Origin of the sequence: Sulfitobacter sp. (assembly GCF_041552635.1) — a bacterium.
Classification (GTDB): Bacteria; Pseudomonadota; Alphaproteobacteria; order Rhodobacterales; family Rhodobacteraceae; genus Sulfitobacter.
The window spans coordinates 17,543-39,638 of record NZ_JBFEKM010000012.1; the positions used below are offsets into that span (position 1 = coordinate 17,543).

Below are 22,096 nucleotides of genomic sequence, written 5' to 3' on the forward strand. Positions count from 1 at the left end.
TCGCAATATAACATTTGTTGCCGTCGCTTTCCGAAGGCTCATTTTCAAAAATAAGAGGTGCCAATATTCTGGCCGTTTCTATCTCTTACGATTTCACCTATTCCACTTCGTCATTCGGCCCGCGGCGAAAGAACTCCTTCTATGCTGAAATACTTTTGTCCGCTCTTTTTATTGCGGCTTTTTCTGTGCTCGCTTTCTTTCCGCGCACGGGCTTTGCATTCGATTATGAAACCGCTTCGCCCCCACGCGGCTTTTACGGGACGCTCTCTGGCGAATTTGGGAGTCCAAAGCAATGACGCTATCGGACTTTCCCACCGACATGCGCGCAATAATCTGGCATGCCATCTTGTTACCAATGGCGGGGCTTATTGCGGCAGCCTGTGTCATCTCAGGTTTCTTTTATTATAATCTGTCGCATGCCGATATCAAAGACCGGGTGGATGGCTTGGCCGCAGCCAACACTGTTCATATGCAGGCTCATGTCTGGCAATACGATCTTGGGACCATTCAGGAATTGATCGACAATTATGTTGAAACTGGCTTGGTCAACGCAGTCCAGATCACCGATGGCAATCGCATTCATCTGACGGCTGGCACTGTTGACCCAAGCGATGTCGCTTACGCCCTTGAGGTGCCTCTTTTTGGGCTGGGACAATCAAGCGGGCGCAAGATTGCCACAATGCGTCTTGAAGCATCGAACGCGGAAATCTGGCAGAATGTACTATCAAACCTCAGCAGAACTGTTTTGATCGCCATTGGCTTTGTATTCGTGACCGCCTTGGTCATTTTGCGCCTTGTGAACCGCGCGCTTTTGCGGCCCATTTTGAAAATTTCTGACACCCTCAAAAACCTGCCGGAGGATTTGGAAACCCTGAACATTGACCTAAGCGATGGACAAGAGGTGCGGCAACCGGACGAATTGGTCAGGCTCGTGGATGCGATCCATGAAATGCGCGATCAGGTTTTGGCCGCGCAATTGGCTGGTGAAACCTCGGAAAAAAGACTGGCCCGCGCTGCAAAACTTACACGTCTGGGGTATGCGTCCTTTAATTTTGAACAAGACCGTTTTCTGGAATGCGACGAATTCTTTGCCGAAAGCTGTAACATGACCATCGACCAGGTCCTTGCAATGGACGTCAGGCGTGACTTTGTCGAAACTATTTTGCGCGATGAGGACCCGAAAAAGATACGTGTCCACGCAAAGCAATTCCTTGGGGGCAGGACGGTTGAAACCGTTGTGAAATACAATTTGGGCAACAACGAAGTCCGCTTTGTCCGACAAATTCTGCATCCAGTGCCAGATCCTGTCACCGGCGAACTGGTGGTCGAAATCGCATCGCTGGACGTGACCGATCAACACATCGCCGAAGAACAACTTTTGCAGGCGCAAAAGCTTGATGCGATTGGCAAGCTCACCGGCGGTGTTGCCCATGATTTCAACAACTTGTTGGCCGTCATCTCTGGCAACATCGAACTTACGCTACTGACCCTAGAAAGCCCCAGCGAACGGTCCTATCTTGAGGTCGCGCTTTCTGCCGTCACCAGCGGCGCGACCCTTACCCAACAGCTGTTGTCCTTTGCGCGCAAGCAGCCCCTGTCACCAGAAGCCTTTGATGCGGCGAAGGCCATCAAACAATCCAGCGCCCTGCTGCGCACTTCGGTCGGGGATGCCATTGATCTGGAAATCATCGCGGACGGCGGCTTGTGGAAAGCCTTTGCCGACCCAGAAAAGCTGAAAACAACGCTGATCAATCTGGTGGTGAACGGGCGGGATGCAATGCCCAATGGCGGTGCCCTCACGATCGAAGTCAGAAACACCCGTCTTGACCGTGACTATGCCAATCACAACATCGAAATCAACGAAGGCCAATATGTCTGCATCACGGTCACGGATTCCGGTCAGGGCATGTCTGACGACACCATTCAACGCGCCCTTGAACCGTTTTTCACCACCAAAGGGGTTGGCAAAGGAACCGGCCTTGGCCTGCCCATGGCGTTCGGATTTGCCAAGCAATCAGGCGGCCATTTAAAGATCTACTCAGAGATCGGCAAAGGCACCTCTGTGAAGTTATATCTGCCCCGCGCCAGAACCGAGAGCGAGGCAAAGCGCCCTGACAGACCCACCCCCTTGCGCGCAAAATTCAAGGGCATGACGGTCTTGATCGTTGAGGACAATACCGACCTGCGCAAGACATATGAGGCGATGCTGGACCGGATGGGATGCCAGGTTCACAGTGCCGCTGACGGCCCGTCGGCCATTGCGCTGGCGCAAAACCTGCCCGAGGTCGACTTGATCCTAAGCGATGTTGTTCTGCCGGGTGGTATGGACGGCAACCAAGTGGCCAGACGCCTCGCTGAATTTTACCCCAAAGCAGCTGTGATCTTTATGTCGGGCTTTACCGAAAATTCGATCACCCACAATGGTCGGCTGGATGAAGGAGTGACGCTTTTGCAAAAGCCCTTTACGGCCAATGACCTTGCCGCTGCAATTCTGGCGGTAGGCGGGTAAAAACGCACGATCATCACGCAGCGGATCTTGCCTCGGATCCCACCGACCGGTTTTGGCCGTCCCGTTTTGCCCACCCAACAGAACCCCCTGCACTTCTCCGCGCGGAATTACTGCTTTTCTTTTTTGCGATCCCGCTTCGGTCCACGGGCCAGCACCTCTTGCAGCCGATCAGCATAGGCGGCACGGGCCGGGGCGTCCATTGACGCGATCTCGGCGAGCCAGGCGGATTGGGCCGCTTGCTGCACGCCAAGGGTTGCATCACGCTGGGTGTCCAGCACGCGCGTCACACGTGCCAGATCAAACGGTTCTGCCCGGATCGCGGCGACCGCCTCGGCATAAAGCGCACGGCGCGCAGCGCGGCTGGTGGATTTATCCTGCCTGCCGGCGCGCAGTTCCTTGAAAATTGCACGGCGGCGGTCTTCGGGCAGCGCGATAACATAGGGGGTACCAAAGTCGTGCCGATTGGCCCCCGGCCCGCCATGGGGCCCGTCAAAGCGATAGGCAGCCCCCGCAACCAGCCCCACCACAAGCAGGTTCAATCCCAGTGACAGACCCAACGCCCATTTCATCCATGTGCGACTGCGCGTCACCGAGTGCGGCCCGCTTTCTGTGCCGTTGTCAACCATGCCCTATCCTTCCTCAATGTCCCAGCCAAAGGCTGTCAGCTCGATCACGCTTTCATCTGCGATGGTGGCGAACGTGTCCCCGGTAATGATCTGCGCTGCGATCTCAGGCAACCCACTGGGGGGGGCGACCCCGATCCAAAAGCCCACTGCCGTGGCCGTGATCAGCCCGCCCAAGGCCGGTGCGCCGCCAATCGCCTGCCACATCCCGCGCCACCGTCGAACCGGAGGGCGGGGTTGCTGTGCCAACGCGTCGGCCAATACGCGTTCCATCAGCCCGGCGGGCATTGGTGGCGGCGCGACGCGGGCGTCTTGGAACAGGCTCTCAAGCATATCTGTGTCAGGTTTTGTCATCATCATATCCTAAGGCGTCACGCTGTCCGCCAAGTCGTTTTGCCAGCGCACGTTTGCCCCGCGCTGTCAGGCTTTCCACCGCCTCGACACCGATGTCGAGGATGGCAGCGATCTCGGGGTTGGCCAAGCCATCAATGTGGCGCAACACCACCGCCTGTCTTTGGCGATCCGGCAATTCGTCAAGCGCGGATTGCAGCGCTTCTTGGCGGGCACCACGCTGTAGTCTGGCTTCCGCACTCTCGGTCGGGTCGGCGGGTTCCGCGATGTCCTCCAACGCGACACCGCGCCCGCGTTTACGCAAACGGTCAGTGCACAGGTTTGCCACAACACGGTACAACCAAGTCGATACTTTCGCCTCGCCGATACGCCAGTCGGGGGCGATTTTCCACAAGCGCATTAACGCGTCTTGGGTCACATCCTCGGCCTCTGCACCATCACCCAACACCCTGTAGGCATGTCCGAAAATGCGCGGCGTTAACTGTACCGTCAAAAGCCGCGCCGCCGCTGCATCACCCTGCGCATAGCGCAACAGCAACTCGGCATCGGGATCAGCCCTGTCGGCGTCATTGGAAGCAGGCATCGTCATCCCATCACGGCTAGTATGTGCAGGCGCACCATTCAAGCGCGCCTGCATCATCGTCTTATTCCGACGCGGGCTTGTCGTCGTGGTTCATGCCGTGCTTTTTGCCGTGCATTTTATGCCCGTCATGCTTCCCATGCCCACCATGTATGCCGCCCATACGCGCCTTGGCAAATTCCTCGGCGCTCAGCGTGCCGTTCTTGTCAGCATCCAACTTGGCAAACATTTTTTCAGGGGAATGACGCCCTGCCATTTCCTCGGGCGACAGTTTGCCATCTTCGTTGGCATCCATGCGCTCCATCATCTTGGCCGACCGCTTGTCCATCCGGGCGTCGCCCATGGCTTGCAGTTCCTCAAGCGACAGCGATCCGTTGCCATCCTTGTCGAGCTTTTCCATCATACGCTTGGCACCTTCAGCCTTGCGGGTCGCCGCTGCGACCTGCATCTCTTCTGCGGTCAGGAAACCGTCGCCATCCGTATCCGCCTTGGCAAAGCGGGCCTGAGCGTGGGCTTGCATCTCGTCCCGGGTCAGTTCACCGTTGCCGTCTGTATCCATCTGGGCAAAGCGGTCCATCTTGGCACCGGCACCTTTTGTCGCTTCTTGTGCGATCAATGCACTGCCGCCCAAAGCAATCAGGCCACTGAGTACTGCGATTTGAATATTTGCTCGGTATGTCATTTGTTTTCCTTTGGTGATCTTGGTTTCAACCACATCTTTTTGTGTGGCTATACCGGATCAAACGGCGCGTCTTAAAACTTCCGTCGGAAAAATATGCAAAAAGATTTCAGGCCTGTTTTGCGACATCCCGACGCAAGGCATCACTGTGCCCTTTCTTTTGATGCGGTTTGGCCGCATGTAGAAGGCGAATGAGGATAGACCATGACCGACCAAACCTTCGAAATCGACCAGCCCGAAACACATGAACGCAAGCTATCGACAGCATTGCTGCGCGGCTGGCGTCGTAAATGCCCCAATTGTGGCGGGGGTTCACTGCTGAAAAGCTACCTCAAGGTAAATGACACCTGCACCTCGTGCCGCGAGGAATTTTTCCACCATCGCGCCGATGACGGTCCCGCCTATATGACAATTCTGGTCGTCGGTCACCTGATGGCCCCGATGCTGCACGTTGTCTTTGTGAACTGGCGGCCCGAACCTTTAACGCTGTTCACCATCTTTGCGGTTGGCTGCGTTGGATTGTCGCTTTACCTTCTGCCAAGACTGAAGGGAGCCTTGATCGGCTTCCAGTGGGCAAAAGGCATGGGTGGATTTGGCGACGGCTAACGGCTGCACCCCTCTGGCTTTCGTCTAATTCCAACGACAAAGGCTAACCTATGACAATCGACAAGACCCAAATTCGCAACGCATCGACCGTCATTGTGATTCGTGACCGCTTTGAAAGCCCGCGCATTCTGATGGGGCAGCGCGGCTCAAAGGCTGTGTTTATGCCGAATAAATTCGTGTTCCCCGGTGGGGCCGTGGACAAGGATGATGCCGGCATCGCCTTGGCCAGCCCGCTGAACGACATGTGTCGCGACCGTTTGGCCGAAGACGCAGATGCCACATTGGCCCATGCCATTGCAGTGGCAGGGATTCGCGAGCTTTGGGAGGAAACCGGGCTGATCTTGGGCCAAAAGGGCGATTGGCAAGGCACACCGCATGACGATTGGGCAAGCTTTGCCAATCGCGGCTATGTCCCCGATGCGTCCGCACTGCAATTTGTGTTCCGCGCCTTGACCCCTCCGGGTCGGCCACGGCGGTTCGATGCGCGGTTCTTTCTGGTTGATGCCGACGCTATCGCCACGGATCTGGATGATTTCGACGCAGCCTGCGACGAGCTTTCGCATTTGCAATGGGTTGCACTGTCGGATGCGCGATCCTTCGACATGCCCTTTATCACCGAGGTCGTTCTGGCCGAAGTCGAAGCCCGCGCCAAAGAGCTTGCCCCGCCCGCGTCCGTGCCGTTCTTCAAAAACAATGACGAAGAAAGCCTGTTCCTGCGCCTGCGCGGCCGGCCGATGCAAGACTGACGCTGACGGGGTCGCCGCCTTTTTACGAAAAGGCGGCACGGAATTTTCGAAAATTCCGTGCGCGCCTCAGGTGACGAGCACCAGCATCATAATCGAGCTGACCAGAACCGCCATGCCCGCCCACTCTCGGCCTGTGATTTTCTCTCGAAAGAACAGGGTGGCGGCCGCGACGCTAAGGATCAGCTCGACCTGCCCCAGTGCTTTGACATATGCTGCGTTCTCAAGCGTGAAGGCAATAAACCAGCACAGCGACCCGCCCAGAGACATCATCCCGATCCAGACCGCAACCTTGCGCGCCTGCCAAACCGCCGTCATCTGGCTCGGCTCGCGCCACCGCAGCCATAGGGCCATGATCACCGCCTGCATGCACACAACTGCTGCCAGGCTCACTCCGGCGCGCAAGACTGGGCTGTCCGACATCACCGACAATGTGGCACCCCGATAGGTGACCGCCGAAATTGCGAATAAAAAGCCAGACACAATGCCCAACCCCGCTGCACGGTTGCGCAGATCGCTCAGGTGAAACCCCTTTGCATCCTTGCTGCCTGACAGCAAAAACAGACCGACCACGCCCAAGCCGATGGCGGCAAACCCCCACCCGGTGACGCCTTCGCCCAAGATCACCCAGCCCACCAGAACGGTCAGAATGACTTCGGTTTTTTTGAACGTGATCCCGACGGCAAAATTGCGTTGTTTGAACAGCAAAACAACGCAGACCGTCGCAAGGATTTGCGCCGTACCCCCCAGCAGACCATAGGCCCAGAATTTGGGGGCAATCTGCGGCAACGCCGTCCCGCTGACCGAAAGATACGCTGCAAGCCCACCGACGATAAACGGCGCCGAGTATAGAAACCGCGAAAACGTAGCACCAGCCGCCGACAGCGTGGCGGTTGCCAGATATTTCTGGAGCATAAACCGGGCGGTTTGAAAGATTGCAGCGGCAAGGGTGACGAGGATCCACAGATCAGGCAATGCATATGTCATGCCGCCCCTTATGCGCGTTTCCCGGCCTCTTGCCAGCCTTCAATCACAGCTTGGGGTCGGGATTTTCCGTGTGCCCATCGACTGCAATCACCTGCCCCGACACCAGCCGCGCGCCCTCTGATCCCAGAAACACCGCCATATTGGCAATGTCCCGCGCCTCGACAAAGCTGCGCATCGAGGTACCAGATGCATAGCCGTCATAGACCTGATCGCGTGTCATGCCTTTGGCTGCGGCCTCGCGCGTCAGTACACCCTCCATCCGCGGGCCTTCGACCGAACCGGGGCAGATCGCGTTAGCGCGGATGCCAAAAGGGCCCAGTTCCATCGCGAGGGTTTTCATCAGCCCGATCATCGCCCATTTCGCTGCCGCATAGGGCGCGCGATTGGGGTAGCCATAGATACCAGCCGTGGACGAGGTGATGATGATCGACCCGCTGCCTGCCGCCTTCATCAACGGTGCCGCGTGTTTCGCAGCGATAAACGCCCCTTCCAGATTGACGCTGACGCAGGCGCGAAAATAATCCAGTGCAACGTCTTCGATCAGTGCTGTCGGCCCGGCAATCCCCGCATTGGCGCAGAGCACGTCGATGCTACCCATTTGCGCGACAACATCGGCCATCGCCGCCTCGTCCGTCGCACTGGCTTGATGGCCGTGCCACGTCTTTGGCAAGTCAGCCAAGCCAGCGGCGTCCACATCTGTCGCCCAGATTTCGAACCCCGCCTCGGCGAACCCCTCACCCATGGCGCGCCCGATACCCGACGCGCCAGCGGTGATCAGAACACGCTTCACCGTGGTGCGCCGACGTAGCGGCCGACGCCATCAGGCATAGCCAAGCTGGCGTGACCTTGGGCAAAGCGGACCAATGCGGCTTCGATTTCCGGGCTGGGGTCTGACGGTTTGCGGCTTTGCAAGCTGACATGCAGCAGGAAATGCTCCCCCGTGGCCAGCAGACGATCGCCCTCGTACATCTCGTGCCAAAGGTGCATTTTCTTGCCAGCGCCCAGCAACACGCGGGTTTGGATATCGATCAGCGCGCCTGCATGCACCTCGTCCACGTGCCGAATATGGGTTTCGGCGGTGAAATAGCTGCCGCCCGAGGCGATATATTCGGCATCGCAGCCGATCAGTTCCATGAACCGATCCGTCGCATCGGCAAAGGCTTGCAGATACTTCGCCTCGGTCATGTGGCCGTTGTAATCGGTCCAATCCAGCGGCACGGCGCGGCGCACCGTCAGTACAGGCTGGCTGGCATCTTCGATATCATCGGCACGGGCCGCCAAGACGGTCCCTGCGCGCAATGTCGCCTCGTGTGCTTTCATCAATCGCCCGGCACCCCAGTCCTGCTGTTTCAGCGCACGCATCATCGACACCAGATTGTTGTCGCGAATGCGTTCCAGATCGCGAATGCCATAGGCACCGGACTGTTCATCGGACTGACCTGCAATCAGATCGACCAATTCGTCGTTGAATTCCGGCACATCCATCAGCTTGGTCCACGGCCATTTCAAAGCAGGACCGAACTGCGCCATGAAATGCTTCATCCCGGCCTCACCGCCCGCCACGCGGTAGGTTTCAAACAGACCCATCTGCGCCCAACGGATGCCAAAGCCATAGCGGATGGCGTTGTCGATTTCCTCGGTGGTGGCGATGCCATCTTTGACCAGCCAAAGCGCCTCGCGCCAGACGGCCTCAAGGAAACGGTCGGCGACGTGGGCGTCGATTTCTTTCTTCAAATGCAGCGGGTACATCCCGATAGAGGTCAGGGTTTCCTTGGCCTTTTCCACCGTCGGCCCATCAATACCGTTGCCCGGCACCAGTTCGACCAGCGGCAGCAGATAGACAGGGTTGAACGGATGGGCGACCATGATCTGCGCCGGGCGCGCCATGCCTTCTTGCAGCTCGGACGGCTTGAAGCCCGACGTGGACGACCCGATCACCGCATCCGGATCACAGGCCTGCTGGATCGCGCCAAAGGTGGTGTGCTTGATCTCAAGCCGTTCTGGTACGCTTTCCTGAATCCATGACGCACCCTGCACCGCGTCCGAAATACTGTCGTGAAAACTGATCACGCCTTCATCCGGCAGGGCCACGTCGGTCAGGCCGGGCATGGAGCGGCGGGCGTTTGCCATGACTTCGCCGATCTTGCGTTCGGCCTGCGGATCGGGGTCAAAGACCTGCACGTTCCACCCGTTCAGCGCAAACCGTGCGGCCCAGCCGCCCCCGATCACGCCACCGCCGATAACTGCTGCAATCTTTGTCATTTTCGCATCCTTAACTGGCTGATGTCATAGCCGGTGAAATCCAATATCTCTTGTGCCGCCGTGATCCGGTCCGCACCGCGCGTGGGGTTGCGGTCCAGTATCCAACCGAAATCCCCGGCGGGATTGCCGACAACGGCTGTGCGAAACCCTTCATCGACCCATAGAATCCACAAATCGCGCGTGGTCCCATTGGGGCGGGTCAAAGCATAGCGCCCCTGCCCTGTGGCGCGCGCTTGCCACAGAACCTCGCAATCGCCAGCGTCGTCGCACAGTTGAAACGCCGGGCCGCCCGTGCTTTGTACCAGCGCCACACGGTCCGGCGCATCCAGATCAAAGCTGCCGCGCACGACCCAAGGCCCCGCGAAACGGCCCGCATCATAGCGGCTGGTGGCCCCGATCAGTGCGTTGGTATCGCGATAGCCCTGCCCCTGCTGGACGACAGGCGCAGCGCACCCCGCCAGCAAGATCAGGGCCAGAAGCATTTTCTTCACTTCGGTGCCCGCTTGGTCAGACCCAGCTTTTCGCGCACCTGCGCCGGGGTCATCAGCCGCGCGCCCATGTTCTCAATGATGCTGCCCGCGCGTTCGACCAGCTGCCAGTTTTCGGCCAAGACGCCCTTGTCGAGCCACAGGTTATCCTCGAGGCCCACACGCACATGGCCGCCCGCCAGCACGGATGCAGCGACATAGGCCATCTGGTTGCGGCCCAAGCCGAATGCGCTGAAGGTCCAGTCATCCGGCACGTTGTTCACCATCGCCATAAACGTGTTCAAATCATCCGGTGCGCCCCACGGCACCCCCATGCACAGCTGCACCAAGGCGGGGCTGTCCAGCACGCCGTCTTTGACCAACTGCTTGGCATACCAAAGATGGCCTGTGTCAAACGCCTCGATCTCGGGCTTTACGCCAAGATGCGTCATCATCTGGCCCATCGCCGTCAGCATGCCCGGCGTGTTGGTCATCACGTAATCAGCTTCGGCAAAGTTCATGGTGCCACAATCCAGTGTGCAGATCTCGGGCAGGCATTCGGCGATGTGCTGAACACGCTCGGATGCGCCGATCATGTCCGTGCCCGCAATCGGCGGCATCGGGCGTTCGGTCGGGCCAAAGATGATGTCGCCGCCCATGCCCGCCGTCAGGTTCAAGATCACATCGGTTTCGGATTCGCGGATGCGTTCCGTGACCTCGCGGTACAGATCCAAGCGACGGCTGGGTGCGCCGGTTTCAGGATCGCGGACGTGGCAATGCACCACCGCCGCGCCCGCCTTGGCCGCTGCAATCGCGCTGTTGGCGATCTGCTCAGGGCTGCGCGGCACATGGTGGCTGCGGTCTTGACTGCTGCCCGATCCTGTGACGGCGCAGGTGATAAACACGTCTTTGCTCATTGTAAGTGGCATTCGGTTGCTCCTTTGGACCGGGTTAATATGGCATTGGATGCGCTTTATGCGCGGTGGCGATGTCGGCCATGACCTCGTCGTTCAGCTCCAAATCAATGGCACCCAATGCGACCTCAAGCTGGTCCAACGACGTCGCGCCAAAGATGATTGACGTCATAAAGGGCCGCTGCCGTGCCCATGCCAGCGCCATATGTGTCGGGTCCAGCCCGTGCTTTTGTGCGATGTCCAGATAGGCGGCTGTCGCGTCAAACACGCGGTCGGTCTTGCGCCCGCCCAAGTCGCCGTTGATTGCCATGCGCGACCCTTCGGGCAACGCGCCGTTTTGGTATTTACCCGTCAACAGGCCCGCCGCAAGGGGGGAAAACGACAACAACCCGATGTCTTCGTTGTGGCAGGTTTCAGCCAGATCGGTATCGGCCAGACGGCACAGCAGCGAATATTCGTTCTGCACCGACACGGGGCGCGGTCCGCCCGTGCGCGTCGCCGCATTGGCCCATTGGGTCAGCCCCCAGGCGCTCTCGTTGCTCAGGCCAAAGCTGCGGATTGTGCCGCGCGCGACCTCGTCTTGCAGCGCGCCCATGCAGTCTTCCATGTGGGCGATCACATCGGCACGGTTTTGCGACGACGGGTCATAGTCCCAATTTTTGCGGAACATATAACTGCCGCGGTTGGGCCAATGGAATTGGTACAAATCGATGTAATCCGTCTGCAACCGCTTCAGCGATCCCTCAAGCGTTTCGCGGATCGACTTGGACGAAATACCCGCCCCATCCCGCGGCGCAGCACCCGCGCCAGAGTGCTTGGAGGCCAGCACGAAATCCTTGCGCCTGCCTGATTTCGCGATCCACTGACCAATGATTTCTTCAGTCAAACCAACAGTTTCAGCCTTGATCGGGTTCACCGGATACATCTCGGCTGTGTCGATAAAGTTGATGCCCGCAGCCAATGCACGCTCGATTTGTGCGTGGCCTTCCTCGGGGGTGTTCTGTGTGCCCCACGTCATGGAGCCAAGGCAAAAATCCGTTACTTCGATATCGGTGCGGCCCAGTTTGTTCATCTTCATCGTGTTATCCTTGTCTGCGTTTGCGCCACCCTCTCGTTTCGGCTGCCCCATCGCAAGAGGGTTTTCCGCCCTGCACAACAAAACACCGTTTGCGGCGCTTTTTCCGGAACGATGTCGTTTTGACCGTTGGTTTCCCTGCTGATTGCCGACAAGGTAAAACCATGCGTTTGCTCATCTCGTTTGCCGCCCTGTTTTTATCCGTCATCTTGCTGCAACTGTCATCGGGCGGTGTGGGACCGTTGGACGTGCTGTCGGGCATCCAGCTGGGTTTTTCCAATCAGGAAATCGGCTTGCTGGGGTCGGCGCATTTCGTGGGCTTTTTCATCGGCTGCTGGTGGGCACCGCGCCTGATGGGCAGCGTCGGTCACAGCCGTGCCTTTGCCGCCTTTACTGCCGCCGGATCCATCGGGTTGATGTCCCATATGCTTGTGCTGGATCCTTACGCCTGGGCGCTGATGCGCGTGGCATCGGGCCTATGCGTCGCGGGCTGCTATACCGTGGTCGAGGCATGGCTGAACGCAAAAGTCACAAACGAAACACGCGGCCGCACCATGGGGGCCTACCGCGTGGTCGACATGAGCGGGTCACTGGCGGCACAGATGATCATCGGCGTGCTTAGCCCGGCATCTTATGTCTCCTATAATCTGCTGGCGATCTTGTGCTGTGCCGCCCTGATCCCGCTGACGTTGACGCGCCTGCCGCAACCCGAAACCCCAGCGCAACCGCGTCTGCGGCCCCGGCTGGCGGTTGACCGGTCGCCCCTGGCCGCCGCCGCCGTGGTGGTTGCGGCCCTGTCCAGCGCATCGTTTCGCATGGTCGGCCCGATCTATGGCGAAGAGGTCGGCCTGACCGCAGGTCAAATCGCGTGGTTCTTGTCGGCCTTCGTCTTGGGCGGCGCGCTGGCACAATTCCCGATTGGCTGGCTGGCCGATAAATTCGACCGCCGCTGGGTGTTGATCTGGTTGTCGGGCGCATCAATTGTCAGCTGCGCGATCACCGTCATGTCAGCCGGCCTTGGCACCCAAGCGATCTTTCTGACGGCGACCCTGTTTGGCCTGACCACATTCCCGATCTATTCCGTCGCCGCCGCGCACGCCCATGATTTCGCCACCAGCGAAGAACGTGTTGAACTGTCGGCCGCGCTGATGTTCTGGTTCGCCGTCGGCGCGATCTTTGCGCCCTATCTGGCGTCGGTGTTGATCGATAGCTATGGCCCGGCGGCGTTGTTTACCATGATATCTGTCGGGCATGGGGTGTTGGTGATCTTTGGCCTGACCCGCCTGCGCGCACGCCCCACCAAGCAAAAGCGCACGCCCTATGTCTATGCGCCCCGCACATCCTTTACCATTGGCCGCCTGATGCGCCGTCAACGTGACGAGACCAACAACGCCCCCTAGCCCTTGGCCCGTCCCTGCGCTAGAGACATGCCAAAGCATTTTCGGGGCCATTTACCATGACACGCCACCTTATCACCTCCGCCATTCCGTATATCAACGGGATCAAACACCTTGGCAATCTTGTGGGCAGCCAATTGCCCGCCGATCTGTACGCCCGTTATTTGCGCGCGCGCGGTCACGAGGTACTGTTTTTATGTGCCACAGATGAACACGGTACCCCCGCCGAACTGGCCGCTGCCAAGGCCGGCAAACCAGTCGAGGAATATTGCGCCGAGATGCACGAAGTTCAGGCGCGTATTGCCGAAGGGTTCGGCCTGTCCTTTGACCATTTCGGGCGGTCCTCCAGCATCCAGAACCAAAAGCTGACCCAGCATTTCGCAGGCGCGTTGTACAACGAGGGTCTGATCGAAGAGGTCGAACAGCGCCAGATTTATTCGCCAACCGATGGCCGCTTCCTGCCCGACCGTTATGTCGAAGGCACCTGCCCCAATTGCGGGTTCGAGGACGCACGCGGCGACCAATGCGATAACTGCACCAAGCAGTTGGATCCCGAAGACCTGATCAACCCGCGCTCCACCGTGTCGGGGGCCACCGATCTGGAAATGCGCGCGACCAAACACCTGTTCCTCAAGCAGTCCAAGATGAAAGACCGTCTGGACGAGTGGATCAATTCAAAGACCGACTGGCCCGTGCTGACCACATCCATTGCCAAAAAGTGGCTGCATGATGGTGACGGCCTTCAGGATCGTGGCATCACCCGCGACCTGAAATGGGGTGTCCCCGTCAAACGCGGTGACGAGGACTGGCCGGGGATGGAAGGCAAGGTGTTCTATGTCTGGTTCGACGCCCCCATCGAATACATCGCCTGCGCGCAGGAATGGGTCGATGCGGGTAAGGGAACCGATTGGGAAAGCTGGTGGCGCACCGACAAAGGTGCCGACGACGTGCGCTATACCCAGTTCATGGGCAAGGATAACGTGCCGTTCCACACGCTTAGCTTTCCGGCGACGATCATGGGATCTAACGAGCCGTGGAAGCTGGTCGATTACATCAAATCATTCAACTACCTGACCTATGATGGTGGGCAGTTTTCGACCTCGCGCGGGCGCGGTGTGTTCATGGATCAGGCGTTGGAAATCCTGCCTGCTGACACATGGCGCTGGTGGTTGCTAAGCCATGCGCCGGAAACCTCGGACGCTGAGTTTACGTGGGAGAATTTCCAAGGCTCGGTGAACAAGGACTTGGCCGATGTGCTGGGCAACTTCATCAGCCGGATCACAAAATTCTGCCGTTCGAAATTCAGCGAGGCGGTACCAGAGGCGGGCGAATACGGCCCTGCTGAACACGCGTTGATCGCGGATCTGACCGAACGTGTGGCGCGCTATCAAACCGCGATGGAGGCGATGGAGGTCCGCAAATCCGCCGCCGAACTGCGCGCGATCTGGGCTGCGGGCAACGAATACCTTCAAGCCGAAGCACCTTGGACCACCTTCAAGACAGATCCCGACAAGGCCGCTGCCCAAGTGCGGCTGGCGTTGAACCTGATCCCGGTTTACGCTGTTTTGTCTGCGCCGTTTATCCCCGCGGCAGCCGCCAGCATGTTGGAAAGCATGCATGTGGAAAACGCCGTCTGGCCCGACGATGTACCTGCCGCACTGGCGCAACTGGCCCCCGGTCATGTCTTTGACGTGCCCGAGGTGTTATTCGCCAAGATCACAGACGAGCAACGTGAAGAGTGGGCAGAAAAATTCGCTGGCGTGCGGACCTAACGAACGCGTGCCACCAAAGCCCCAAGGAGACTGCACCATGATCATCTACGGATTAAGCACCTGTTCGATATGCCAAAAAGCCGTCAAAGCGTTGGAGGCCGAGGGCAAAGACGTACAGTTCCGCGATGTCAGGGCCGACCCGCTTAGCGACGCGGAGTTGGATGAGTTGATTGCAGAATTCGGGGACCGTTTGGTGGATCGCACATCAAACGACTACCGTGCGCTGAACGACTGGCTGAAAAACTCGGAGGCCGAGGCGCAGATTTCCGCCAAGCCCAAGGTCATGGCCCGCCCCGTCATTCGTGACGCAGATGCGTTTTATCTGGGCTGGGATGATGCAGTTCAAAAGGCACTTTTGCAGGGCTAATACGGGGATTTTGACGCGGTTCTTCCGCCGGACCTTGTTAACCGTGATCCTAGGATTTGGTTGAAACAGGTAAATCTGATGTTACAAAAGTCCTGTATCCACGCCGGATATAGGAAGTTAAAACTGCCATGTGTGTGGACCTGTTCGGGCCGCCCCCGCGCAGATTTGCACCCCATTCAGAGGGTGAAGCCAATGCGTGTATTAATGAGTGTAACAAGCTGGGCCGCAACCCTGGTTGAGAAGTTCTTGCAAGAAGAAGGGTTTCTGGTGACTGGGGTAAAAGATGGCACAGCCATTTTTGAATCGCTCAGCCTGATGTGTCGCCCGATCGTTCTATTGGAAACCAATTTGCCAGACGCCGACTGGGCCGCCAGCATCGTGAAGCTGCGCCAGCAAAACCGCAACATGAGCATTCTGGTGTTGAACAATCGTAAATCGACGGCGGACCAGACCCAAGCATTGGAACTTGGCGCTGATGACGTCATTGCGCCCGATATGGATGGCCGCGAAATCGCCGCCCGTATCCGCGCGATCGCCCTGCGCCGTGCCGGACATGCAGGGGTAAGAGTCAACTATGGCCCGATGCAGATGAATGTGAAAGAGCGGCGCGTATATTGGGGTCACCAAACGGTCGAAATGACACCAACCCAGTATAATATATTCGAAACCATATGCCTTGCCGCGCCCTATGCGGTCAGCAAGGATGTCATTATGGCCGAACTTTATGGCGTCGAAGAAGGCAGTGAACCCGTCGCGATCCATGTATTTCTCTCGAACATCCGGTCCCGTCTTGAGGACGCAGGCGCATCGCGGGATATCATTGAAACCCAGCGTGGCCGTGGGTACCGGCTGGCTAAATCCGTCATGTCACAAGCGCCCCTGCACAGACCCAACGACATGCTTGTTGAAAATCTTGATGCTGATTTCGGGTTTGCGGAACAGATTGCTAAAAGAGCATAGGCCCCTGCTGCACATGACAGGTCGAACAACCACTCACTGTTTTATTGCCACAGACAGGCGGCGAGGCATCGCTGCCCCACCGCCCCAGACAGGCCCTGCGGCCTGCTAGATCATGATGTCGTTGCCAACAGGCTGGCATTGCCGCCTGCCGCAGTCGTATCAATACACAAATGGCGCTCCAGAATGTACCGCTCGGGGGCGATTGCCTCGGTTACCAGCGGCAGGATCGCGCCGTCGCGCTGCGACAAGGCGATGCGCAGATCGCGGGTCCAGTCGGATGCGCCAGCAGCGGCAACCACGGCAAACCCTTCAAGATCGGCCAAGGCCGCCGGATCAAGCGTGCCGTCCAACGCCACCACAGGTGCCCCCGCCGCCGTCAATGCGCTGGCCATAGAGGTCGCGGCCCCCGGGACGACAACCAATGCACCGCAGCCAGCACCAAGCGCCTGAATGGCCTGCGCCACTGCGACCTCGGGCGATGGCCCAAGGCACAAAACCGTGCCGCGCGGGTACATCCGCAAGCGGTTGCTTTCCCCTGTCGGGCCCGGCAGCGTTTGGGGCGTGGTATCGAAAGCGGCCGTTTCTGCCAATGCTTTACGCACGATGCCGGTCCGGCCCGTCAAGGCCGCCCGCAACACCGAAACACGGTCAGGCCGTGCGGCCCAGTTGCGTGCATCAATCAACTCAAGCGCTGCTTCGACCGCGTCGCGGTCAACATCAATGCCCTTTGGCGCGACCGCAGCATCCGGTTTTCCGACCCTACGGAACCGCGCCAGATAGTGCGGCCCACCCGCCTTGGGTCCGGTCCCTGACAACCCTTCGCCGCCAAAGGGCTGGCTGCCCACGATGGCACCAATCTGGTTGCGGTTCACATAGGCGTTGCCGACCTGAATACGTTCCACGATCTGTTGCACGCGGTCATCAATGCGGGTGTGCAAGCCAAAGGTCAGGCCATAGCCGCGGTCGTTGATCTCGTCCACGACCTTGTCAATGTTGCGCGCCCGAAAGGTCGCGACATGCAGCACGGGGCCGAAAATCTCGCGCTCCATATCTGCGATGCCGTTGACCTGAACAACCGCTGGCGTGGCATAAGTACCCTCCGTCGGCACATCCAGCCGCTTGAGCAAGGTACCGGCTTTCTCGTGGTCGGCGACGTAATCCATGATGCCCGCTTGCGCTTCGGCGTCAATCACCGGCGACACATCCACATCCGTGGCCCACGGATCACCGATCACCAGCGCATCCATGGCACCATACAGCATTTCGGTCAGACGTTCCTTGGCCTCTTCTTGCACATACAGCATCCGCAAAGCAGAGCAGCGTTGGCCCGCAGACTGGAAGGACGACATCAGAATATCACGCACGGCCTGTTCCGTCAGTGCGGTTGAATCGACGATCATCGCGTTCAGACCGCCGGTTTCAGCGATCAGCACCGCATCAGCATCGGCATTCTTGGCCAGCGCCTTGTGAATGATCTGGGCCACTTCGGTTGAGCCGGTAAAGCAGACACCGGCAATGCGCGGATCGCTGGTCAGCGGGCCGCCCACGGTCGGGCCATCGCCCGGCAGCAATTGCAGAACCTCGTCGGGCAACCCCGCCTCGCGCATCAGTTCGACAGCACGCGCCGCGATAATGGGGGTCTGTTCGGCAGGCTTGGCCAGAACCGTGTTCCCAACCGCCAACGCTGCCGCCACCTGGCCCGAAAAAATTGCCAGCGGAAAGTTCCACGGGCTGATGCAGACAAAAATACCGCGTGCCTTGCCCGGCTCTTCTTCTTCTAGGCGCTCGGCCTCGTTGGCGTAATAGCGCAGGAAATCGACCGCTTCGCGCACTTCGGCGATGCCATCCAGCAGGGTCTTGCCTGCCTCACGTGTGGTGATGGCGGTCAGTTCGGCTGTGTGTTCTTCGTAGATATCAGCGATCTTGCGCAGGATGTTGGCCCGATAGACGCTGGGCGTGGTCGACCAGTCATCAAAGGTGTCCTGTGCCACCTTGATCGCCGCATCGACGTCTTCGGGGGTTGCGTCAAAGATTGTCCCCACCACGCGGGTCTTATCCGCCGGAGACACCGCATCACGGCCTTCGCGTTGCACATCCTCGCGGCCCACAACCATCGGTCCGCCGGTCCATTTGGTATCGGCGAAATCCTCGCGGGCGGCCAGCAAAGGCAGGATCGACGCAGGTTCGTTGACCCGGAACCCCTTGGAGTTTTTCCGTGCAGGCCGGAACAGATCATGCGGCTGGGCAATCGTGGGGTTCGCAACTTGGGTGCCCAGATCCTTGACCGCCTCGACCGGATCCTTTGAAATAGACGCAGACGGGATCGACGTATCGACGATCTGGTTCACAAAGGACGAATTTGCCCCGTTTTCCAGCAAGCGCCGCACCAGATAGGCCAGCAAATCGCGGTGGGCCCCGACAGGCGCGTAAATCCGGCAGCGCGTCCCTTCCGAGGCTTTGACGATGCCATGCAGGGATTCGCCCATGCCGTGCAGCCGCTGGAATTCAAAGCTGTTCTTGTCGTTGCCCGCCATCGCCACGACCGCCGCACAGGTATGCGCGTTATGGGTCGCAAATTGCGGATAAATCCGGTCCCGCCGGTCCATCAGCATCTGCGCACAGGCCATATAGCTGAGGTCGGTATTGATCTTGCGGGTAAAGACGGGAAAGCGTTCGACGCCCAATTCCTGCGCGATCTTGATTTCCGTATCCCAATAGGCCCCTTTGACCAGCCGTACCATGATCTTGCGATCATAGCGTTCGGCCATATCGTACAGTACTTCGATCACCGGGGCCGCGCGGCGCCCGTATGCCTGAACCACGACGCCGAAACCGTCCCAACCGGCAAGGTCGGGATCAGACAGCATTGCCTCGATCACATCAAGCGACAGGTCAAGCCGGTCCTGTTCTTCGGCATCAATGTTAAAGCCAATGTTGGCCTTGGCCGCTTGCTTGGCCAGTTCCAGCGCACGGGGCACCAGTTCGGCCATCACGGTGGATTTATGGGTGTATTCATAGCGCGGATGCAGCGCAGACAGCTTGACCGAAATGCCGGGGCTAGACCGCACGTCACCCTTTGCCGCCTTGGCAATCGCCGTGATCGCGTCGGCATAGGCCTTTTGATAGCGCTGCGCGTCGGCATCGGTACGTGCCGCTTCGCCCAGCATGTCATAGGAAAAGGTATAGCCTTCGGATTCTTCGTCGCGGGCGTTCTTCAGCCCCTCTTGGATGGTTTGCCCCAGCACAAACTGGCGGCCCAAAATCTTCATGGATTGCGCGACGGCTGTGCGCACAACGGGTTCGCCAAGCCGTTTCACGACACTGCGCAGGATGCGCGCAGGGCCTTTGGGGTCATCATCCAGAACCCGTCCCGTCAGCATCAACGCCCAAGTGGACGCGTTGACCAGCGATGATGAGGAATGCCCGAGATGCGCACCCCAGTTCGAGGGCGCGATCTTGTCTTCGATCAGGTCGTCGATCGTCTCGGCGTCCGGCACACGCAGCAGCGCCTCGGCTAGGCACATCAGGCCCACACCTTCTTCGGTCGACAGGCCGTATTCGGCCAAAAAGGCCTCCATCATGGAAGGCGATGTTTCCTTGCGCACACGGTCGACATACAGCGCACCGGCAGCGGCAACCTTTTGGCGGTCCGCCTCGTCCAGCTTGATATGTTCTTGCAGCGCTTCGATCACATCAGCCTCGTCGGCTGTGTATCTGTCGCGCACGTTGATCCGGAATTTATTATCGGTTTTTGTATCGGCGATCGCTTGTTTGTTCATATTACCAGTCCCGATCCATTACGTTTGATCAAGGACGGTATAAGGCACCCGACACTTGGTCAAGCAGACTTCCAAATGGGCATTTTTTGCCTGAATTCGCAGCTTTTTACAGAACAATGTCGCGCGATTTCCCCTTTTTGCAGTTACCAGCGAACCTGCGTTGACAGCCATAGTAGTTGTTCTTGAAAAAACCCGATTTCGAACAGTCTCGCGCCGTCATTGCATTCATCTCAGCCGCCCCGCCGGGGGCAAACGCGCAAGGGTGATCAGCTGTCCCGCTCAATCAGAACACCTGCATGGGTTTGCCTTGTTCGCCACTTTAGAGAATGCAGTGGATAGTCAGCGAGAAAAGACCATATCGTTCTTATCCGGCGCTCGTGCCGCCAGTGACACCGTTTAAAAAGGACGCAAGCAATGGACCTTAACGCCCACCTCCGTTCTGTTGGCAACGGCACGCCACAATGCAGTAAAAGGCTAGGCAAGATGATCCGAACCGATGATCCCGTCAGGGCCCGTGTGAAAATTGCAGCGTTGCGGCAGTCCGACATTGGTTTGGTGGGGCCGAAATGAAAACGCTAATCGTTGGTGGCGGGCTGTCCGGTCTTGCCCTCGCTGCGTCGCTTGAGGCTGCGGGCCATGATTATCTGCTTGTCGAAGCACGCGACCGCGTCGGTGGACGGATCAAAACTGAACGCTTTGATGACGGCTATTTCGACCTTGGGCCTGCGTGGTTCTGGCCCGGGCAACCGCGCATTGCGGGTTTGGTCGATCGGCTGGGGCTGGAAAAATTCACCCAGTATTCTGCGGGGGATCAGGTCTTTGAAGATACGCATGGAAAGGTGCAGCGCGGGCGCGGTTTCGCGTCGATGGAGGGGTCTTGGCGGTTGAAGGGCGGCTTGGGTCTGCTTGCGCAGTCTTTGGCGGGACTGCTGCCTGACACACGGCTGCGCCTGAACGCCGGGGTCATTGCCTTGGCAAAAACCGACGCGGCCATCACTGCGACCCTAAGCGACGGTACCACCTTGCAGGCTGACCGTATCGTTTTGGCCCTGCCGCCCCGCATCGCGGCACAGATTGAGTTTTCGCCAGCGTTGTCCCCAGAGGCGATGAAATCAATACAAGGCATTCCCACGTGGATGGCCGGACAGGCAAAGGCAATCGCGGTCTATAACGCCCCATTCTGGCGCGAGGCAGGGTTATCGGGCGATGCGACAAGCCGCTTTGGACCCATGGTCGAAATCCACGACGCATCCCCCGCCACTGGGGGGCCATACGGTTTGTTCGGTTTTATTGCCGTTCCCCCGACGGCACGGAAAGATGCCGAAACCCTGCGCAACCATATCTCGGCGCAACTTGTGCGACTGTTCGGCCCAAAGGCCGCCGATCCTGTGGCGCTTTACCTCAAAGATTGGGCTTTCGATCCGCACACTTCCACGCAAGCCGACCTCGACCCCCTTTTTGCACATCCCGATTATGGAATGCCGCCGGCCTTGGGCAACCTGTGGGACAACACAGTGATCTTTGCCGGAACAGAAGTCGCCGCGCGCTTTGGAGGTTACCTTGAGGGAGCCTTGGAGGCTGCCGAAAATACCATGGCGATCTTGCGCAGCGAGAGGCATAGGTAAGCCATCAAAGCAGTTGGACCCCGAAAGCCCCGCTTCATCCGCGGCGGTCCAGCGCTCTGAACAAAAGCGCAAACTTTTGATAGCCAAGGATTTACGACCGTTCAACAGTTTTGGATGGTGCGGGCGGGGGGACGTAAAAATCATTGATCTTAATAGCATTATTATGGAAGTTCGTAATATATCTGTAAGCTCATCTTTTGTTAGCAAAATTCTTTAGTTGCGGACCGTTCAAATTTCCTTAGGTACAGCGGCCTTGAGAGCGGTATATGCACCCTGGATGAAGTATCAAAACTCCGGGCCAGAAATGGATCTAAAAAGTACCAAGCAACGGCGACTTGCCGATCGATTTATAGTCTTGAGAATACGCCGAGCGATTATGTGTACAATGGCGGTCCTAATC

19 protein-coding genes are annotated in these 22,096 nt (G+C 58.5%); 8 read left to right on the forward strand and 11 right to left on the reverse strand.

Features of this window, described 5'->3' with window-relative positions; genetic code table 11:
* The first annotated feature begins 292 nt into the window (after positions 1-292).
* A complete protein-coding gene (locus ABYT07_RS02520; RefSeq protein WP_372989200.1) occupies positions 293-2,509 on the forward strand; it encodes a response regulator in 2,217 nt (738 codons plus the stop codon).
* A 107-nt stretch (positions 2,510-2,616) separates the two neighbouring features.
* On the opposite strand, the gene ABYT07_RS02525 is transcribed toward ABYT07_RS02520, so the two are convergent.
* Genes ABYT07_RS02525 through ABYT07_RS02540 form a run of 4 tightly spaced genes read right to left on the reverse strand, consistent with a single transcriptional unit; the run spans position 2,617 to position 4,745 of the window.
* Complete coding sequence (locus tag ABYT07_RS02525) at positions 2,617-3,135, reverse strand: periplasmic heavy metal sensor (protein ID WP_372989202.1); 519 nt, start codon at positions 3,133-3,135, stop codon at positions 2,617-2,619.
* Between the two features lie 3 nt (positions 3,136-3,138).
* Positions 3,139-3,486, reverse strand: coding sequence for a hypothetical protein (locus tag ABYT07_RS02530; protein WP_372989204.1), 348 nt, complete (start codon positions 3,484-3,486; stop codon positions 3,139-3,141).
* On the reverse strand, positions 3,473-4,072 hold the full coding sequence (locus ABYT07_RS02535) for an RNA polymerase sigma factor (RefSeq protein ID WP_372989206.1): 600 nt from the start codon (positions 4,070-4,072) through the stop codon (positions 3,473-3,475). Before ABYT07_RS02535 ends, ABYT07_RS02530 begins: the two co-directional genes overlap by 14 nt.
* 55 nt (positions 4,073-4,127) lie before the next feature.
* Positions 4,128-4,745, reverse strand: coding sequence for an EF-hand domain-containing protein (locus ABYT07_RS02540; RefSeq protein ID WP_372989208.1), 618 nt, complete (start codon positions 4,743-4,745; stop codon positions 4,128-4,130).
* A 201-nt stretch (positions 4,746-4,946) separates the two neighbouring features.
* Between ABYT07_RS02540 and ABYT07_RS02545 the strand changes: the two genes are divergently transcribed.
* Positions 4,947-5,348 carry a DUF983 domain-containing protein gene (locus ABYT07_RS02545; RefSeq protein WP_372989210.1) on the forward strand — a complete coding sequence of 134 codons (402 nt, stop codon included), beginning with the start codon at positions 4,947-4,949 and terminating at the stop codon, positions 5,346-5,348.
* 50 nt (positions 5,349-5,398) lie between these two features.
* On the forward strand, positions 5,399-6,094 hold the full coding sequence (locus ABYT07_RS02550) for a DNA mismatch repair protein MutT (RefSeq protein ID WP_372989212.1): 696 nt from the start codon (positions 5,399-5,401) through the stop codon (positions 6,092-6,094).
* Positions 6,095-6,160: 66 nt separating this feature from the next.
* Here ABYT07_RS02550 and ABYT07_RS02555 read toward each other — a convergent pair whose 3' ends face one another.
* From ABYT07_RS02555 to ABYT07_RS02580, 6 genes are read right to left on the reverse strand one after another with little or no spacing between them, the layout of a single operon-like run.
* Entirely contained in the window at positions 6,161-7,078 is a 918-nt protein-coding gene (locus ABYT07_RS02555) for a DMT family transporter (RefSeq protein ID WP_372989213.1), read from the reverse strand.
* Positions 7,079-7,121: 43 nt separating this feature from the next.
* Positions 7,122-7,868, reverse strand: coding sequence for an SDR family oxidoreductase (locus ABYT07_RS02560; protein WP_372989215.1), 747 nt, complete (start codon positions 7,866-7,868; stop codon positions 7,122-7,124).
* Entirely contained in the window at positions 7,865-9,340 is a 1,476-nt protein-coding gene (locus tag ABYT07_RS02565) for a carnitine 3-dehydrogenase (RefSeq protein WP_372989217.1), read from the reverse strand. Before ABYT07_RS02565 ends, ABYT07_RS02560 begins: the two co-directional genes overlap by 4 nt.
* Positions 9,337-9,822, reverse strand: a complete 486-nt coding sequence (locus tag ABYT07_RS02570) for a lipocalin family protein (protein ID WP_372989234.1) — start codon at positions 9,820-9,822, stop codon at positions 9,337-9,339. The genes ABYT07_RS02565 and ABYT07_RS02570 overlap by 4 nt, the downstream gene beginning before the upstream one ends.
* A 5-nt stretch (positions 9,823-9,827) precedes the next feature.
* A complete protein-coding gene (locus tag ABYT07_RS02575; protein WP_372989219.1) occupies positions 9,828-10,736 on the reverse strand; it encodes a 3-keto-5-aminohexanoate cleavage protein in 909 nt (302 codons plus the stop codon).
* Positions 10,737-10,758: 22 nt separating this feature from the next.
* On the reverse strand, positions 10,759-11,799 hold the full coding sequence (locus ABYT07_RS02580) for an aldo/keto reductase (protein WP_372989221.1): 1,041 nt from the start codon (positions 11,797-11,799) through the stop codon (positions 10,759-10,761).
* A gap of 161 nt (positions 11,800-11,960) precedes the next feature.
* Between ABYT07_RS02580 and ABYT07_RS02585 the strand changes: the two genes are divergently transcribed.
* From ABYT07_RS02585 to ABYT07_RS02600, 4 genes are all read left to right on the forward strand, one after another.
* Positions 11,961-13,196 (forward strand): MFS transporter, encoded by a 1,236-nt coding sequence (locus ABYT07_RS02585; protein WP_372989223.1) that lies wholly within the window; start codon positions 11,961-11,963, stop codon positions 13,194-13,196.
* A 56-nt stretch (positions 13,197-13,252) separates the two neighbouring features.
* Positions 13,253-14,965: a methionine--tRNA ligase gene (gene metG / locus ABYT07_RS02590; RefSeq protein WP_372989225.1), complete on the forward strand. Its 1,713-nt coding sequence runs from the start codon at positions 13,253-13,255 to the stop codon at positions 14,963-14,965.
* A 37-nt stretch (positions 14,966-15,002) separates the two neighbouring features.
* A complete protein-coding gene (locus ABYT07_RS02595; RefSeq protein WP_372989227.1) occupies positions 15,003-15,332 on the forward strand; it encodes an arsenate reductase family protein in 330 nt (109 codons plus the stop codon).
* 192 nt (positions 15,333-15,524) lie between these two features.
* The gene (locus tag ABYT07_RS02600; RefSeq protein ID WP_372989229.1) at positions 15,525-16,292 is read left to right on the forward strand and encodes a response regulator transcription factor; all 768 of its coding nucleotides are present in this window, start codon (positions 15,525-15,527) and stop codon (positions 16,290-16,292) included.
* A gap of 110 nt (positions 16,293-16,402) precedes the next feature.
* Here the strand turns inward: ABYT07_RS02600 and putA are convergent, their stop codons facing one another.
* The gene (gene putA, locus ABYT07_RS02605) at positions 16,403-20,071 is read right to left on the reverse strand and encodes a bifunctional proline dehydrogenase/L-glutamate gamma-semialdehyde dehydrogenase PutA (protein WP_372989231.1); all 3,669 of its coding nucleotides are present in this window, start codon (positions 20,069-20,071) and stop codon (positions 16,403-16,405) included.
* 566 nt (positions 20,072-20,637) lie between these two features.
* Here putA and ABYT07_RS02610 point away from each other — a divergent pair.
* Positions 20,638-21,696, forward strand: a complete 1,059-nt coding sequence (locus tag ABYT07_RS02610; protein WP_372989232.1) for a flavin monoamine oxidase family protein — start codon at positions 20,638-20,640, stop codon at positions 21,694-21,696.
* Positions 21,697-22,096: the final 400 nt, after the last annotated feature.